Source organism: Ruegeria sp. P8 (genome assembly GCF_056534665.1).
The window spans coordinates 276,149-292,134 of sequence record NZ_JBQERC010000002.1 but is presented as its reverse complement, the minus strand read 5'-3'; the positions used below and the strand labels follow the sequence as shown (position 1 = coordinate 292,134).

Below are 15,986 nucleotides of genomic sequence, written 5' to 3'. Positions count from 1 at the left end.
GTGAACAAATATCGGGTGGGTTCAGTAGCCTGTCATCTCAAGATAGCCAACGCCTTCATGGCTGCCGGTTACGGTGACAGGGCCTTCCCAGTATTCGAAACTGGTACCCATCCACGCATCAGGTGTCAGGGCTGAGACCTGAATATCTATGCCCCGATCCACAAGATCGACTTGCCAGTGTGTCGGGATGTCACGCCCGGCAACCTCGTTGGTACTCAGCGGCAAAAGGCTGATTGAGCCGTTGGGGATGGCCTCAATACTGCCGTCTGAATTGATCCAGGTGGCCGAGGTGAAGTCGCCTCGGTCCCCGCGCAGGCGAAAAGCCATCAACTTATCGCCGCCCTCAAAGCTGAGCGAGAACCAATCCCAACCCCTCTGATCTGCCGCCAAGGGTTGTGAGGACCATTCCCGATCCAGCCAGCCCTGACCGGTTACACGGACTTCACTATCCGGCAAATGCAGCACGCCTTCGACTGAATAGAAGGGCTGCGAGTAATAGTAACTTGCCTGCCCATCAGAAGATTTGACCGAATAGCCCGCGTCTCCGTGAAGAACCAAAGGCCCTTGCGCAGTCAGCGAAAGGTCATAGCCGAAGTCTTTACCATTTGCCGTCAGCGACAGGCTGTCCAAATCCGATCCGGCCATGCGCCATTCATCAATCCAGGCCTCAAACGGTTGTGCTGTCACACCCGCCTGCCCAATCCCCCCGCGTGACAATCGCTCGGTGAAAAAATGTGCTTTGGGGGTCGTAACAGCAGCATGACCCATCCAAAGTTGCGGGCTTTGCCACCCGTCGCTGTCATAGGGCTTCAGGGCAGATCGGAACAGGGTCCATTGAATGCCATAGTCCAGGCCGTCGTCCCCTTGGAGATTGGCCGTCAGATACCACCATTCGATGCGGTACGCCGGGTGGGGGCCATGGTCCCTTGGGAAATCAAACTCATACCCGGCTACTGGCACGTCAAAGCCTTCGGCCGACCCGCCGAGACCTGCGTAGCCCTGCGCCCAAAGCGGTATCGGGTAGAGCCACATAAGAAGGAACAGGAGGGTCCTAACGTTCATTGGCGAACACTCTCAGCAGATCGGCGGGTGGCAGGCGCAGCATCCGTAGCGCGGGCAGGGCGGCGGCAAGCAGGGCAGCAAGAAGGGTCAGTAGAAACAGCCACAGCCAATCCCAGGGGAAAACGAACATCGGCAGGCGCCAACCAAAAGCCTGAACGTTGATCACCGTCAGCAGAACCCATGCCAGAACAAGCCCAAGTGGCAACGCCAGACAGGCGGTCAATGCCGCCAGCAATAGGCTGCGCAACAGTTCCAGCCCTGCAAGTTGCGCCCTGTTCAGCCCCAGCGCCCAGACCGGTGCGATCTGTGGCAGGCGCTGGGTCCACAGGGTCAGCAGACTGGTGAGAATGGCAAATCCCGCCACGCCGAGGGTCAGCACATTCAAGGCCGAGGTCACGACAAAAGTCTTCTCAAATATCGACAGCGATTGCGCCTTCATTGCAGCTTGCTGTACGACAGCCTGACGCGGAAGGTTGAACCGTTCCCTTAAGGTTTGCGCCATTTCCGTTGCTTTCTCGGAATGCAGACGAATGCCAAAGCGGCGGGTTTCCGCACCCGGAGCGATCCGGTTCAGTTGGTCCATCGAGACGATGGCTTGCCCGGTAGGATTCCCATAATCCGAATAGACCCCGGCGATGGTCAGGATGTGGTCCGGCGATAAGGCCAAAGCACCGCCGGGCCAGAGATCGGCACGTCGCGCCAGTTGCTCGTTGATCAGAACCGCACGCCCGGTCATGACGTCATCCCATGCATTCGGCGTAGAGGTGATCACTGGCCAGTTCTGCCGATAGACCGGATCATCCACGACACCGTAAAGAAACAGAGGCCCCGTCTTGTGCGACAATTCCACATTTCGGATTGGCAGAATGGCTTCGACCTGAGGGCGCAGCCAATCGGCGATTTCCCGCCCCTGATCGTCGTCGCTGGCAGTCAGGTAGAGTTCTGACGTCAGGCGCTGGTCCAGCCACCCGACGAATGTCAGCCGGAAACTGGATACCATTGTGCCTACGCCGACATTCGCTGCCAAGGCCAGCAATAGGGCCATCAGGGCAAGTGACAATCCGGGCAATTGTGCCCGCATATCTGCCCAAACCCATTGGGCAACAGGCCCCCGCGCCGCGCGGCCGCAGAGTGAAAGCGTTAGAGACAAAAGCGCAGGCAACATCAAAGCTGAACCGGTTAGCAAGCCAGCCAACAGGGCAAACCCGGCGATCAGCCCCCCGAAAGTGACATAGGCCAAACCGCCACCCAGAATCATGATCAGACCCATCGCCGCAGCAAGATGGCGCGCGCGGGGGTCGCCCCGCCACGCTTGAACGCCCGGACTTGCCAGCAGGGGCATACGCGACAGGCGCCACAATGCGTGACCGCTGGCCAGCAAAGTGCCAAAGACTGCCATGGCGATCCCTGCCAAAACCCATTGCAGTTGCAGCGTCAGTTGCCCTGTTACTGGTGCGCCGTAAAGGCCACGCAACGTGGCTGCGACATCAGGCAGAAGTGCTCCGGCCAGAAAGAAGCCCAAAAGCAACCCGACAAGCCCACCGATCAGGGCCAGAAAAGTCAACTCGGCAAGGATCAGCCAGACCAACAATCGCATCGAAACACCCAATGCCCGCAGGGTGCGGATGATGCCTCTGCGTTGAGCAAAGGCCAGCCCGACCGTGCCGTTCACGATAAAAAGGCCGACCGCAAAGGACAGCAATCCAAAGGCTGACAGGTTCAGGTGGAAACTGTCGGTCAGCTGAGCAGTGTCGATCTTTTGTGAGGGGCTGATGCGTTCCAGCTCTGGCGCGATCGCGGTCAGGGGCTGAAGCCCGCGGGGTTGATCAGGCAGGATAATGAGCCGCGAGATTGCACCGGGCTGATTCAGAAGACGTTCGGCAACGCCGATATCCGTCAGGATCACATCTGGCGGTAGTGCAGAGGTACTGAGAACTGGGGGCAGAGTATCGTGACCGCGCAACAAGTGCTCCAACTCTGTCGAAACCAGCAGGCGGCCTGGAGCAGTCAATATGTCCGCCGGGTCGGGCGGCGCATCGCTTTGCTGGGCCTCGGTAACTGCGGGCAGGGCGGGATAGGCCACCATATCCACGCCCATCAAACGCAACGTACGTCCAGCGACCCGATAAGGGCCTTCCAGTACGGCGGCCACCTGCCATCCTGCGCGACGCAGGTCGACATAACGGGACATGGGGATGAAACCGGCTGGATCGCGCAATTCGTCAAACTGCCCAAGTGCCAGCTGGGCGTTGGCACGGGAATAGCTGGCGCGGGCCTCGGCATTGATGGCCTGTACAGCGGACCACAGACCAGTTGCCAGGGCGATACCGATCAGCAGCGTTGCCAGTTGCAACCAATGCACCCGCCAATGGGACAGCAGGGCCTGGACGACGGCAGATGTCATTGGATGCACCCGCCGCTCAGGCGTAGGTGCGTGTCCAGTCGGGCCGCGATCTGCGGGGAATGCGTCACCAGCAGTAAAGCTGCGCCAGTATCAGACACAAGTGACAGCATCAGGTCCAGCACCTTGGCGCTGGCGGTTTCGTCAAGATTGCCCGTCGGCTCGTCCGCCAGCAACAGTTTCGGGCGCGCTGCCATGGCGCGTCCGATGGCCACCCGCTGTTGCTGTCCGCCCGACAAGCTTTCGGGGTAGCGGTCCAGCAAATCCAAAAGCCCAAGCCGTTCGGCCAGTTGCCCAGACCAATTGACATCCTCTGTACCTGCAAGGCGGGCATGAAAGGACAGGTTTTGCCCCACGGTCAGCGATGGGATCAGGTTGAACTGCTGGAACACAAGCGAAACCTTTCTGCGCCGCAGCTCGGCCCGACCCGCATCATCCAAAGGGGACAGGGGCGTGCCATCCAGCGTAATCTCGCCTCTGTCGAAACTGTCCAGGGCGGCGGCCAGATTCAGCAAGGTGCTCTTACCGCTGCCGCTTTCACCGGTCAGAGCAAGCGTTTGTCCCTGATCCAGTGTCAGAGACACGTCGCGCAAAACGGGCCGCCCGCCGGGATAAGTCTTTTGAACTCGGTCGATGATCAACAGCATGAAGCGCCCTTTTTGCACAGGATGTGCGTCGGACTTCCCAACTGTCCAGTGCAGACCTTACTCCGGTTCCTTTCGCCGCAGGCTACCTTATCCGGTGGCGGGGTTGTGCCTTGCGTTTTGAAAGGTCATTGTGCCCTGACAGTTCGTGGCCGAAAATCAGGGTGTAAATACATGACGTTGCTGCATCAGATCGTTTGGGGCAGTACCTTTCTGGGTATTTGCATCCTGATCGAGATTCTCTTTCTGACCTGGTGCACGATGTCCATTATCAAGATGGACAAAAAATGGGTCACACGCGGGGTGTTTGTGGCAACCGCGGGGCCGATTGCCGTTGCCTTGGGCTTCATTATCGCAACGCACACCATTCAGGTCTGGATCTGGGCTATCGTCTGGGTGTTGCTAGATGTTCTGCCGGACTGGAACTCGGCCATCTATTTCTCGTTGGTGACGTTTACGACGCTCGGATACGGCGACATCGTTTTGGGTGAAGGGCTGCGCATTTTCGGCTCGTTTGCTTCGGTCACCGGGCTGTTGGCGTTTGGATTGTCGACCGCGTATCTGGTCGCTTTGATGACCCGCGTTTTTCAGGAGAAGTTCTTTTCCTAAAGGATCGGTGCAAACAACCGTGCCAGCGGCGCACCAAAGCGGATGTGGGCCGGTTGTTGACGCAACCTACGGGTCAGTTCGTAGCTAGATTCGAAATCTTCTTGTAGCATCTGGTCGACGGCCTGTGCAGCCCGGGCATCAAAGAACAGCGCCATGGCTTCGAAGTTCAGGCGGAAGGATCGGTTGTCGAGGTTTGTTGTTCCAACAGCGGCCAGCGTCTCGTCGACAACGAACGCCTTTTGATGCATGAACCCGCCGGTATAGCGGAATACGCGCACGCCACAGTCGCGGATTTCATCGAAATAGGCAAACGCGGCCAGCCATGGCAGGCGATGGTCGATCATGTCAGGAACAAGGATTCGCACATCCACACCGCGCATCGCGGCATGTTGCAGCGCTGTCATGACATCGATGTCGGGTACGAAGTAAGGCGACGCAATCCACAACCGTTCTTTTGCCTCGGCGATTGCTGCAAAAAACATCATGGCGCCAGTTTCGGTTTCGTCTCCGGGTCCGGTCGCGACCAGCAGGGCATTCATGTTCTGTTCGGATTCACTGCCCGCCCAGTCAAGTTCATCAATCAGGTCTTCGTTATGCGCCCAATGCCAATCTTCAGTGAAGATAAGCTGCAATTGCCGGACGACATGACCGGACATCATTATGTGAGTGTCGCGCCAATGACCGAAATGCGGATGTTTTCCCAGATATTCCTCGCCAACATTGTGGCCACCGATAAAGCCTGTCTCGCCATCGATAATGACAGTTTTACGATGGTTTCGGTAATTCAGCTGAAACCGGAAATTCGGGCCGCGTTGCTGACGCGGGTCGGCTACATCAATTCCGGCTTCACGCATGGTATCCAGATACGCGCGCGGCAATCCGTAACTGCCGACTGCATCGGTCATGAAACGGACGTGAACCCCACGTTTCGTCGCCTCGATCAGCTTGGATTGCAGTTTGCGGCCCAGTGCGTCGTCTCTGATGATGTAGAACTGAATGAGGATATAGTTCTTCGCCTTGTCGATGGCGTCGAAAATGGCGTCGAATGTGGCGTGCCCGTCAACCAGCAGCCGGGCACCGTTTCCGCTGGACACAGGAAGATGCGCCAGAAACTCGAACGGGCGCGGATTGATCGACATAGACGAGGGATCGGGCCTTGAGTAATCGGCAAAGGTTTTGATCCCTTCAACAACCCGCTCACTTTTCTGGCGCGCGATGCGATATCCGTGAAAGCGATGGTGTCCCAGAAAAAGATACAACGGCACCGCCAGGAAAGGTGCTGATACCAGAAAGACCACCCAACCAACTGCACCCTGCGGTGTCCGCGCGGTTTGCGCCGCTCGGATCGAAAACACAAATGCAGCCACGTACAACGTGAATACAAAGATAGATACCAGCGCTGTCCACATGGGGTCTTACGTCTTTCGGGCCGTTCAGTTTGCCCCAGTGTAGATGCGCGACCAGTCTTGCGCCATATCGACAATGATCCATCCTTTGTCAGGACCCTGATCCAGCCCGTCTGCCAGCTTTCCGATCGGGCTTTCGCGGTCATAGGCCCATTCGCGTTCGGCGTCCGTGTGGTGGATCAGAATTCCCAAACGCGGGCCATCACCCGACGTTGTCCAATCCAGCATAGCGAAATCTCCATCCGAATTGCCTGCGGCCAGAATCGGGCGTCTGCCAATCGTACGTTCGATGTTGATCGGCTTGCCTTCCTTGTCGTCGATGAAGGCTAACCCCGGTGCCTTGATGATCGTCGGGTTGCCGTCGATCACCTTATAGGTGCTGTCAGCAAAGCTCCCCAATATCTGTTCCGGCGGGATACCATAGGCATCCTCGGCGAAGGCGCGCATGAAATGAATGCCGCCGCCGGATACGATGTAGGTCTTGAAACCCTCATCACGCAAGTAACGCAGCAACTCGACCATCGGCTGATAGGTCATCTGGTCATAGGGCAGGCCGGTGCCAGGGTGGCGTTCGGTTTCCAGCCACTGCGCAACACCTGCCTGAAAGTCATCGACGCTGGTGCCAGAATGCGATGCGTTGACAACTTCGATCAGCGCCTCATGCCCGCCTTCAAGAACGGCCGCTAGATCACCCTTTGCTGCAGCTTCCAAAGCAGGAGTTGCCAGGATCGACGGGTCCCGCTCGGCCAGATCGGCCAGTCGGTCCATGGCAAAAACAAACTGGAAATACACGGGCTGTTCGGCCCAAAGCGTTCCGTCATTGTCGAATACGGCGATCCTGTCATCCGGCGTCACGTAATGAGCAGAGGCAGGGTCGGTTACTTCGTCAACAAACGAAACGATTTTCTCTTTGGATTCTAGATTGTTCCAAGAGGGCAAGGGGTCAGCAATGGCGACCGTCGCTCCTATCACACTGCACAATATCAAAAATAGACGCACGAATTTTTCCTCAATTTTCAACCGCCAATGAGAAGTGCCGGGGCCCCGGTATCGGGACTCCGGCTTTGTCGTGTCTTGGATCAAACGGCCAGCATCACGGTGCGCCCGGAGGCGACGTCAACTTCTCCATCACCTTGTCGAGGCTGAAGCTCGCGGCTTCTTGCCGGGGAGGGTACTCCTTGAAGGTTTCAAGGAACTGCGCGACATAGGCTTGCGCAGGTACCAGCATGTAGGCACGGTCGAGCATCCAGTCATAGTAGGTGTTCGATGTGCGATAGCCACGCTCGTACGGGTCGCGTCGCAAGTTGGCGATCAATGGCACACGCAGAGGGGTCAGAGGCTCCATCCAGGCGCGCAAGGTCGCCCATGCCTTCTGTTCCAGGAAGGTGATTTTCCAATCACCGAAGCGCAGTGCCGCAAGGTCACCATCGTCCGTGAAATAGAAGATTTCCCTGCGCGGGCTCTCGTCTGTTTCGCCGGTCAGCAACGGCAGGATGTTGTAACCATCCAGGTGCACGCGGTAGTCACGCCCGCCGCCAACTTCGGTCACGGTGACACCTTCCAGAAGATCTTCTTTCACGGTTTCGTTGCCAGCCGCCGCCAGGAATGTCGGCAACCAATCCATATGGTGCACGATCTCGTTCGACACAGCGCCTTCGGCAATTTTGCCGGGCCACCGAACCATGGCAGGTACGCGCCATGCACCTTCCCATTGGGTGTTTTTCTCACCCCAGAACGGGGTCATCGCGGCATCTGGCCACGTATTCATGTGCGGACCATTGTCAGTCGAGTAAAACACGATGGTTTTGTCGGCAATGCCCAGCTCGTCCAGCGCAGTCAGGAAGTCACCGATATGCATATCGTGTTCGATCATGCCAGCTGTATACTCATCCACCTGCTTGCCGACGATTTCATTGGCTTTTGCCCATTTCTCTTCGGAAACATGCGTGCGGAAATGCATCCGGGTGCCTGACCACCAGACGAACCACGGTGTGCCGCTTTCCTCTTGTTTGCGGATGAATTCGATCGCTGCCGCTGCGGTTTCATCGTCGACCGTTTCCATACGCTTCTTGGTCAGCGGGCCGGTATCCTCGATCTCACCACCTGCTGTCGACTTGATTACACCGCGCGGTCCAAAAGCTTGTCGGAAGGTTCTGCCATCGGGCAGATTAGCATCATTGGGATAGTCGATGTTTTCCGGCTCTTCCTCGGCATTGAGATGGTAGAGATTGCCAAAAAACTCGTCAAAACCGTGGTTTGTTGGAAGATGTTCATCCCGGTCACCCAGGTGGTTTTTTCCGAACTGACCTGTGGCATAACCTTCTGCTTTCAGAAGGCCCGCAATGGTCGGGTCTTCGATCTGCATGCCTTCCTTAGCACCTGGCAGGCCAACTTTGGACAGGCCCGTACGGAAAACGGATTGCCCCATGATGAAAGATGATCGCCCGGCCGTGCACGACTGTTCACCGTAGTAATCCGTGAACATCATGCCTTCTTCGGCGATGCGGTCGATATTGGGTGTCTGATACCCCATCAGACCCCGCGTGTAGGCCGAGATGTTGGACTGACCAACATCGTCGCCCCAGATCACAAGGATATTCGGTTTCTGGTCCTGCGCCCAAGCGGGAATGGCCAGTGTCAACGTGGCGGTTACCACGGCAAGTCGGCGCAAGTTACTACGCCAGGTGCCAGATGGCGAACATGGAGGTAACATGGTTTGCTCCTGATCTGATAGGATCTTAGTGACCCTTGGAAAATTAAATCTCCGGCGTTCAAACGCATGAACAACACGGCAGCAATGTGTTGATTCCCATGTCGAAAATATCAGATTCTGGGAATCGAACGTTTTCATCATAGGTCAGTTCTTGCGTCGGAAACTCATCATATGATTATATCTCAAAGTACAAATGTGAGACAAAATGAATAATCTGCCGCTATTACGAAACACCGGATGGTTCAGTGAACGCTCGTCAGAGTTTCAGGCCGATTTGGCAGCCCTTGGCATAGCGAAATCGGTAGAAGCAGGAGAGACGCTGTACCACTACGGTGATCCGGCAAATGGAATCTACGCGATTCTCAGCGGTGGTGTGCAGATAACGGCCCCCGCGGATGACGGTCAGGAGTTTGTTTTGCACCGCGATGGCGCTGGGTTCTGGATTGGCGATCTTGCATTGTTTGCAGGTGCACTGCGACTGGTCAGTGTTGTCACGACGCAAGCCACTCAAGCCTTGTTTTTCCCTAACCTGAGCATCTCGCGGTTGATTCAGAACAATCCAGACTACATCCGGGATTTCTATGCGTTAACGCATGAGAATATGCGAACCGCTTTGCGCATCATGGCAAATCTGGCCGTGACGGGAACGGAAAAGCGGCTGGTCCTGAGGTTGCTTCACTTGGACGAAGGAACCTCGAAAACCGAGGGCTGGATTGAAGTTTCCCAAGACGATCTGGCGGTGATGATTGCTGTATCGCAACCGACTTTGCACAGGAACCTTCACCGGCTTGTGGATTTGGGGTTAATCGAACTGGGGTATGGCCGGGTTCGACTGCTGGATCGGGGCGCATTGATAGCCAGTTGTCAGACCTGAGGTTTCGGGTCGCGACACCGCTATGCGGTCCAATACTCGCGGACAGGCTGGCCGTTGTGTACGGCACCCGACGAACTTAAGCCTACGCCACACGCCGCGGTTCAGTTTTTCGCACGCGCCTGACTGTCCTCCTCGCCCAATTGGCCGTCCAGAGACATCAGGATTGCAACCGGGCGCAAAGCGGGGATGTGGCTGAACACGATCAGGATGCAGACCGTCAGCGGTACGCTGAGGAAAGCACCGATCAGGCCCCAGACAGTTGTCCAGAAGGTCAACGCCAGAATGACAAGGAATGTCGACATGTTCAGCGAACGGCCCAGCATTGCCGGATCAAGGAAGTTACCGATCAGGAATTGAAGGGTGCCGCACCCAAATAAGATAATCAGAAACGGAACGATCGTATCAAACTGAACAAGCGCGATCATGGCTGGGAAAAACACCGCTATGATCGACCCGATCGAGGGAATGAAGTTCAGAGCAAAGGTCAAAACGGCCCAGGTTTCCGCATATTCCAAACCAAGAACCCTGAATACAAAATAACTGATGCCCGCTGTGATCAGGCTGATCAGCGTCTTTACCCCAACATATCGTTGCAGGCTGATCGATATGGCATCAAGCATGGTCGCAAAATCCGCACCGGTTTGGGGGTCGCCAGCCGCCAGTTGAATTTTCTTGCGAAAGGCGAGACGCTCGGCCATCAGGAACGCGACATAGAGGCTGATCAGAAAGAACTGGTTCAGCAAGGACGTAGCGCTGCCCAGCAACAGGCGTGCGACATAGGTCATGTCGATGCTGACCAGATTGTCGCGGATGAAAGTGGTGACATCGTTGCCGACAAGACCGGTTATGCGCTCAACCGCCCCGTCGAACTGGTTTTCGTAGGTGCTGACGGACCGAGCAAACTGCGTTGCCTGACTGCCCAGCACGTACATGATCATGAACAATCCCACCAGAACCACGGTCACTCCGGCGATATTGGCCAACCAGACCGGAGCACGGGTCAGCGCGGTAACGCGGTCGCTCAGCGCAATGATCAGAACGTTGACCAGCAGCGCCATGGCAAGAGGGATCAGGAAGTTCGCCCCCGCATAAAGCCCCAACACTATCAGCGTCGCGATAATGCAGGTGTCGCGGACAACAGACAGTTTTAGCCTGGGGCGAGCCGTGAGATCTTCCTGATCCGGGATCATTCAGTATCCTGTTTATCTGTTCTTACGCAGGCTGGTGATCGCCCCGCTTTTCCAATCCTGCACCTGCAATCCGTTTTTAGCAATGCAGTCAGCCGTTTGCAGATCGGCATTTGTCACTTTGATACCGATGACGGGTTCTGTGTTTTATTTCGGCAGGTTAGGGTTGCAGGATGACAAAGCCCACGATTCCCCCGTTTGGCCGCCCGCTTCAGGCACTGTGGCTGGCACTTCGCCGGTTCGTCAGGAAAAACGGACCTGTCATGAGCAGCCACGTCGCCATGTCGCTGATGATGGCCCTGTTTCCCTTTGTGTTGTTCACCGTGGCGCTGGCCGGGGCATTGTCGCAGGACTATGTCACTGATGAGTTGATTGATCTGCTGTTCGGGGCATGGCCCAAGGATGTTGCGGACCCTATCGTGGCCGAATTGCGTGCCGTTCTGGCCGGGGCAGGGTCGGGTGTGATTACGCTGGGTGGCTTACTTGCGATCTACTTTGCCTCCAACGGGGTTGCCGCAGTTCGCGCTGCGATGAATCAGGCCTATCACGATCAGGACAGTTGGCCTTTTTGGAAGACCCGGCTTTTGTGTCTGGTTCTGGTTATCCTTGGCGGTTCGGCAATCCTTGTTATTGCAACGGTCGAGGTGGTCTTGCCGGTCTACACGAAACTGGTGGCAGAGCATACCGAAGCTCCGGTAGCGGACTGGCTGTCCGTAGATCGCCTGCGGTGGACGTTTACCGTGGCCGTTCCGGCAGGCACCGTCCTGCTGGCTCATCTAATCCTGCCAACCCGCAGGCACAGCCTGACCCAGATCCTGCCCGGCGTCATACTGACATTGGTTTTGTGGGCAGCTGGCGGATGGGCATTTTCAGTCTATATCAGCCAGTTCGCCACCTACAGTGCCACATATGCGGGTTTGGCCGGGGCAATGGCTGCGCTGATCTTCCTGTATCTGTGTTCTGCGATGCTGATCCTTGGCGCTGAATACAACGGCGCATTAATCGACCTTCGGAACGCCGCTGAAGGAGATATGGCATGAGATTTGCCATTCTGGCGGCTTGCTTAACCCTCGCAAGTGAAGGGCAGGCGCAGTCACTGGAATATGTCGGGTCGGATCAATGTTCGGACTGCCATCAACGCGAGGCCGAGGCATGGGCTTCGTCTCATCATGCCTTGGCCTGGACGGAAGTTGGCGACGGCCATCTGGTCGCCGATTTCGATGGAACCCGGTTCGTGCAGAACGGGATGACGGTTGAATTTACTAAACAGGCAGACAGGTTCACAGCTCGTGTAACTGAAAAAGACGGTGCGACGACGGCATATGATGTGCATTCCGTCGTTGGGATTACGCCTCTGCAACAATTTCTGTTTGAAACCGAACCGGGGCGGTTGCAAAGTTTTGATGTGGTCTGGGATACCGAGCAGAAGCGCTGGTATCACTTATACCCCGATCAGGATCTGCCGCCAGAAGACGGGCTGCACTGGACGGGCCCTTACAAGAACTGGAACGCGCGCTGCGCCGAATGTCACGCCACAGGGTTTGAAAAGAACTACGACGCGCAATCCAGAACATACTCTTCCCGACAGGCTGAGATTGGAGTTGGCTGCGAAGCTTGCCATGGACCGGGGTCGGCACATATCGATTGGACCAAAGGGCAGGGCGTTGCCGAGGGGCTGAGTGATAGAGGCTTCTCGATGAGCTGGGGCAAGGGCCAGACCGAGACCGAGATCCAGCAATGCGCAGGGTGTCATTCGCGGCGCGAGGCGCACGGCAACGGAAACCCCTTGCCGGGAACCCCGTATCATGATGCCTATAACCTGGCTGTGTTGCGGCCCGGTTCGTATCATCCGGACGGGCAGATACTGGATGAGGTCTACGTTTACGGCTCGTTCCTGCAATCCAAAATGTATGCCCGAGGGGTCGGATGTATGAACTGCCACGAGGCACATAGCGCGCAGTTGAAGGCCGAAGGCAACGGTATTTGCACGCAATGTCATTCCACGGCCGGAAACCCAGATTTCCCGACGCTAGCGAAAAGGGAATACGATACACCCAATCACCATCATCACGTCATGGATAGCGCGGGCGCCCAGTGCAAAAGCTGCCACATGATCGAACGCACATATATGGGTGTGGACGGTCGCCGGGATCACAGCTTTCGCGTGCCGCGACCGGATCTGGGATTAGGGACTGATGCCTGCACTGATTGCCACCAGAATAAGGATCAGGCCTGGGCTGCCAGCCGGATCAACGGCTGGTTTCCTGACACAGACAATAGGGGCGCGCATTTTGGTACGGTATTCAGAGCTGCTGCCGATCGTCAGTTGAATTCGCCAGAGGGTTTGATTGCTGTCACAATGGATCCCTCGCAACCCGCTATCGTGCGCGCAACAGCGGCGTATTTGCTGCAACCCTTCGGCTCGCCCGAGGTTGCCGCGCATACAGCGCCACTGTTGCAGGAAGACGATCCGCTGATACGCGCAAATGCAGCAGCCTTGCAGCGTCAGGCGAGCCCAACAGATCGTGCCCAAAGGTTAGAGCCCCTTTTGTCTGATCCTTTTCGCAACGTTCGCATAGCCGCCGCCAAGGAATTTCTGAGTATTCCTCCTCAAGCTCTGACATCTCAGCAACAGGATTTGGCCGGGGAAGGGATGGCCGAGTGGCAGGCGGCGATCTCGAACAGGCTGGATGCCCCGGAAACCCATCTGGTTCTGGGGGGCATGGCGTTGACGCTGCGCAACGCCTCGGCCGCCGAACGGGCATTTCGTGAGGTTGTCGCGCTGGACCCTCAACGCGCCGAAGCGTGGCCCATGGTGGTACAGCTGGCGCAGATCAACAGCGGCCCGGAAGCCGCACGTATCGCCTTGCGCGAAGCCTTGATCAGGTTGCCCGATGACCCGGCTTTGCTGCAATTGTTGCAACAACTGGGCCCCTGATCCGGCACAGGCTTGCCCGATTTGTTCCATCTTCACGGCAAGATTTTACGCTAACAGCATTTCGGAACTGTTGTTTTGAGGTGATGCATGTCCGCTGAGTCAACAAGACAGAAAGCAACCGGAACGAACCCCGCTACGCTGGCGCAGCGCATTGAAGAGTTGCGCAATCGCGAGCCTGTATGTGTTTCGCATGGGGACACACTGATGTTGCAGGGTATGGCGGCCACGTCGTTGCGTGAACAACGTCTGACCGGAAACCGTATCCGTTTGGAAGATTAAGTTCAGCCGCGAAACCCGGTTGCTATAACGAATTTCTCGGAGCTGTCCGAGCGGGATGCGGGCGGTTTAACATGCGCCACTTTCTGAAATTTCTGCTTCAGAAGTTTTTGCAAATCGCCCTCGGCGCCGCCAGCAAGAACCTTGGCTACAAATGTGCCACCTTCTTCCAGCACGTCAAAGGCGAAATGGGCCGCAGTTTCACACAGCGCGATGATCCGCAGATGGTCGGTCTGCTTGTGACCCGAGGACGCTGCGGCCATGTCCGACATCACGACATCGGCCTTGCCACCCAGCCAGTCCTTGACCTTCTGGTCGGCGTCATCCTCCATGAAGTCCAGCACATGGGTATCGGCACCCGCAACCGGTTCGACTTCCTGCAAGTCGATGCCCAGCACCGTTCCTATCCGTTTTCCTGACTTTTCGCCAAGCGCGTTTACCCGTTTGACTGCAACCTGGCACCAGCCACCGGGTGCGCATCCCAGATCAACAACCCGTGCTCCGGGTACGAGAAAGCGGAACTTGTCGTCAAGCTCCATGATCTTATACGCGGCCCGCCCACGGTATCCTTCGGTCTGGGCGCGCTTGACATAGGGGTCGTTCAATTGCCGTTCGAGCCAGCGGGTCGAACTCAGCTTGCGACCACGAGCGGTTTTTACCTTTACCTTCAGGTCACGTTGCCCGCGCCCCGAGTTGTTTTTGCCAGTTGGTGTCTTCGCCATCAGAACGGTCCGTCTTCCAGTACCCCGTCCGCGCTCATCTGTGCATAAAGCAGGCCCTCGCGCAGCCCCCGATCTGCCACGGAAAGGCGATCAGTGGGCCAACAGCGCAACAATGCCTGCAAAATGGCCGAGCCGGACATGATCAGGGCCTGCCGGTCTTCCCCAATCCGAGGATCCCGGCGGCGCCCATGAGGGCCGAGTTCTAAATACCCGCGTATCACTTTGTCAATCTGGTCACTGGTCATACGCAGCCCGTCAACTTTGGTCCGGTCATACCGCTTGAGCCCCAGATGCGATGCCGCAACCGTAGTGACAGTTCCGCTGGTGCCGACGATCTGAAAACCTTCACGGGTTTGTTCATCTTTGTAAGGTGCGAAATCGGCCAGGTTTTCTTCGAAAAACCAGCTCATTAACGCAAACCGCGCGGCGTCGTTTTCGACGTCATTGAACTGATCCCGCAACGTGGCAACACCCAGCGGCACGCTGATCCAGTCCACGACTTTTGCAGCCGGAAAAGGGCTGTCGACCGTGTGAAATCCGTTATGCAAACGCATGATCGCAGCCGGGCGGTCACGGCGAGGGACGGACGAAATGTCGATCCAGACCAGCTCGGTCGAACCGCCGCCAATATCGACAACCAACAGCTGTTCGGTCTTGGTGGACACCAGCGGGGCGCAGGAAATCACCGCCAAACGGGCTTCTTCTTCGGGTTGGATGATTTCAAGCGTCAGCCCGGTTTCGCGTTTGACCTGTCGGATGAATTCGCGGGAATTCTTGGCGCGGCGGCAGGCCTCGGTTGCGATCAGACGCATCCGTTTCACTTTGTTCCGTTTCAGCTTTTGCTGACAGATTCGCAGCGCTTGAACGGTGCGTGCCATCGACGCCCGCGACAGACGTCCGGTGCGTTCCAGACCCGCGCCCAGCTGCACGGACTTGGAGAAGCTGTCAACCACATGAAACCCGCTGCCCTTGGGCTGGGCTATCAACATGCGGCAACTATTTGTTCCCAAATCCAGAGCCGCATACAGGGCATCCGGATCGGGTCTTGCCGGCGCGGGGCTTTCGACCGCTTGCGGGAACGCGCCCGCACCTTTGGGACGCTTGGGCGCCATCGTAACGCCCTCCGATTTTCGAGTTGATTTGACCCTAGGCGG

14 protein-coding genes are annotated in these 15,986 nt (G+C 56.9%); 5 read left to right on the top strand and 9 right to left on the bottom strand.

Annotated features, from left to right (window positions below; genetic code table 11):
* Positions 1-21: 21 nt before the first annotated feature.
* From ACR0BZ_RS04835 to ACR0BZ_RS04825, 3 genes are read right to left on the bottom strand one after another with little or no spacing between them, the layout of a single operon-like run.
* On the bottom strand, positions 22-1,062 hold the full coding sequence (locus ACR0BZ_RS04835; RefSeq protein WP_480919593.1) for a lipocalin-like domain-containing protein: 1,041 nt from the start codon (positions 1,060-1,062) through the stop codon (positions 22-24).
* On the bottom strand, positions 1,052-3,466 hold the full coding sequence (locus tag ACR0BZ_RS04830) for an FtsX-like permease family protein (RefSeq protein ID WP_480919592.1): 2,415 nt from the start codon (positions 3,464-3,466) through the stop codon (positions 1,052-1,054). The genes ACR0BZ_RS04835 and ACR0BZ_RS04830 overlap by 11 nt, the downstream gene beginning before the upstream one ends.
* Positions 3,463-4,110, bottom strand: coding sequence for an ABC transporter ATP-binding protein (locus ACR0BZ_RS04825; protein ID WP_480919591.1), 648 nt, complete (start codon positions 4,108-4,110; stop codon positions 3,463-3,465). Before ACR0BZ_RS04825 ends, ACR0BZ_RS04830 begins: the two co-directional genes overlap by 4 nt.
* A gap of 171 nt (positions 4,111-4,281) precedes the next feature.
* Here ACR0BZ_RS04825 and ACR0BZ_RS04820 point away from each other — a divergent pair, with 171 nt between their 5' ends.
* Positions 4,282-4,716 (top strand): ion channel, encoded by a 435-nt coding sequence (locus tag ACR0BZ_RS04820; RefSeq protein ID WP_480919590.1) that lies wholly within the window; start codon positions 4,282-4,284, stop codon positions 4,714-4,716.
* Here ACR0BZ_RS04820 and cls read toward each other — a convergent pair.
* The 3 genes from cls to ACR0BZ_RS04805 form a co-directional block, all read right to left on the bottom strand.
* A complete protein-coding gene (gene cls, locus ACR0BZ_RS04815; protein WP_267366420.1) occupies positions 4,713-6,125 on the bottom strand; it encodes a cardiolipin synthase in 1,413 nt (470 codons plus the stop codon). The genes ACR0BZ_RS04820 and cls overlap by 4 nt on opposite strands.
* A gap of 24 nt (positions 6,126-6,149) precedes the next feature.
* Positions 6,150-7,121, bottom strand: a complete 972-nt coding sequence (locus tag ACR0BZ_RS04810; protein WP_480919589.1) for an HAD family hydrolase — start codon at positions 7,119-7,121, stop codon at positions 6,150-6,152.
* 94 nt (positions 7,122-7,215) lie between these two features.
* On the bottom strand, positions 7,216-8,835 hold the full coding sequence (locus ACR0BZ_RS04805; RefSeq protein WP_480919588.1) for an arylsulfatase: 1,620 nt from the start codon (positions 8,833-8,835) through the stop codon (positions 7,216-7,218).
* Between the two features lie 205 nt (positions 8,836-9,040).
* Here ACR0BZ_RS04805 and ACR0BZ_RS04800 point away from each other — a divergent pair, with 205 nt between their 5' ends.
* Positions 9,041-9,709, top strand: coding sequence for a Crp/Fnr family transcriptional regulator (locus tag ACR0BZ_RS04800; RefSeq protein ID WP_209503853.1), 669 nt, complete (start codon positions 9,041-9,043; stop codon positions 9,707-9,709).
* A 101-nt stretch (positions 9,710-9,810) separates the two neighbouring features.
* Here ACR0BZ_RS04800 and ACR0BZ_RS04795 read toward each other — a convergent pair whose 3' ends face one another.
* The gene (locus tag ACR0BZ_RS04795) at positions 9,811-10,899 is read right to left on the bottom strand and encodes an AI-2E family transporter (RefSeq protein ID WP_480919587.1); all 1,089 of its coding nucleotides are present in this window, start codon (positions 10,897-10,899) and stop codon (positions 9,811-9,813) included.
* A gap of 170 nt (positions 10,900-11,069) precedes the next feature.
* On the opposite strand from ACR0BZ_RS04795, the gene ACR0BZ_RS04790 reads away from it, so the two are divergent.
* From ACR0BZ_RS04790 to ACR0BZ_RS04780, 3 genes are all read left to right on the top strand, one after another.
* Positions 11,070-11,936 carry a YihY/virulence factor BrkB family protein gene (locus ACR0BZ_RS04790; RefSeq protein WP_480472895.1) on the top strand — a complete coding sequence of 289 codons (867 nt, stop codon included), beginning with the start codon at positions 11,070-11,072 and terminating at the stop codon, positions 11,934-11,936.
* A complete protein-coding gene (locus tag ACR0BZ_RS04785; protein ID WP_480919586.1) occupies positions 11,933-13,834 on the top strand; it encodes a tetratricopeptide repeat protein in 1,902 nt (633 codons plus the stop codon). Before ACR0BZ_RS04790 ends, ACR0BZ_RS04785 begins: the two co-directional genes overlap by 4 nt.
* Positions 13,835-13,921: 87 nt before the next feature.
* Positions 13,922-14,113 (top strand): hypothetical protein, encoded by a 192-nt coding sequence (locus ACR0BZ_RS04780; RefSeq protein ID WP_480919585.1) that lies wholly within the window; start codon positions 13,922-13,924, stop codon positions 14,111-14,113.
* Between the two features lie 2 nt (positions 14,114-14,115).
* On the opposite strand, the gene ACR0BZ_RS04775 is transcribed toward ACR0BZ_RS04780, so the two are convergent.
* Positions 14,116-14,832, bottom strand: a complete 717-nt coding sequence (locus tag ACR0BZ_RS04775; protein ID WP_267365935.1) for an RlmE family RNA methyltransferase — start codon at positions 14,830-14,832, stop codon at positions 14,116-14,118.
* Positions 14,832-15,944 (bottom strand): Ppx/GppA phosphatase family protein, encoded by a 1,113-nt coding sequence (locus ACR0BZ_RS04770; protein ID WP_267365936.1) that lies wholly within the window; start codon positions 15,942-15,944, stop codon positions 14,832-14,834. The genes ACR0BZ_RS04775 and ACR0BZ_RS04770 overlap by 1 nt, the downstream gene beginning before the upstream one ends.
* Positions 15,945-15,986: the final 42 nt, after the last annotated feature.

What these genes read in the sequence shown, in the direction of transcription:
- ACR0BZ_RS04805 (WP_480919588.1), bottom strand. Translation starts at nt 8,835, where the DNA reads ATGTTACCTCCATGTTCGCCATCTGGCACCTGGCGTAGTAACTTGCGC.
- cls (WP_267366420.1), bottom strand. Translation starts at nt 6,125, where the DNA reads ATGTGGACAGCGCTGGTATCTATCTTTGTATTCACGTTGTACGTGGCT.
- ACR0BZ_RS04820 (WP_480919590.1), top strand. Translation starts at nt 4,282, where the DNA reads ATGACGTTGCTGCATCAGATCGTTTGGGGCAGTACCTTTCTGGGTATT.
- ACR0BZ_RS04790 (WP_480472895.1), top strand. Translation starts at nt 11,070, where the DNA reads ATGACAAAGCCCACGATTCCCCCGTTTGGCCGCCCGCTTCAGGCACTG.
- ACR0BZ_RS04795 (WP_480919587.1), bottom strand. Translation starts at nt 10,899, where the DNA reads ATGATCCCGGATCAGGAAGATCTCACGGCTCGCCCCAGGCTAAAACTG.
- ACR0BZ_RS04770 (WP_267365936.1), bottom strand. Translation starts at nt 15,944, where the DNA reads ATGGCGCCCAAGCGTCCCAAAGGTGCGGGCGCGTTCCCGCAAGCGGTC.
- ACR0BZ_RS04800 (WP_209503853.1), top strand. Translation starts at nt 9,041, where the DNA reads ATGAATAATCTGCCGCTATTACGAAACACCGGATGGTTCAGTGAACGC.
- ACR0BZ_RS04775 (WP_267365935.1), bottom strand. Translation starts at nt 14,832, where the DNA reads ATGGCGAAGACACCAACTGGCAAAAACAACTCGGGGCGCGGGCAACGT.
- ACR0BZ_RS04825 (WP_480919591.1), bottom strand. Translation starts at nt 4,110, where the DNA reads ATGCTGTTGATCATCGACCGAGTTCAAAAGACTTATCCCGGCGGGCGG.
- ACR0BZ_RS04830 (WP_480919592.1), bottom strand. Translation starts at nt 3,466, where the DNA reads ATGACATCTGCCGTCGTCCAGGCCCTGCTGTCCCATTGGCGGGTGCAT.
- ACR0BZ_RS04785 (WP_480919586.1), top strand. Translation starts at nt 11,933, where the DNA reads ATGAGATTTGCCATTCTGGCGGCTTGCTTAACCCTCGCAAGTGAAGGG.
- ACR0BZ_RS04835 (WP_480919593.1), bottom strand. Translation starts at nt 1,062, where the DNA reads ATGAACGTTAGGACCCTCCTGTTCCTTCTTATGTGGCTCTACCCGATA.
- ACR0BZ_RS04780 (WP_480919585.1), top strand. Translation starts at nt 13,922, where the DNA reads ATGTCCGCTGAGTCAACAAGACAGAAAGCAACCGGAACGAACCCCGCT.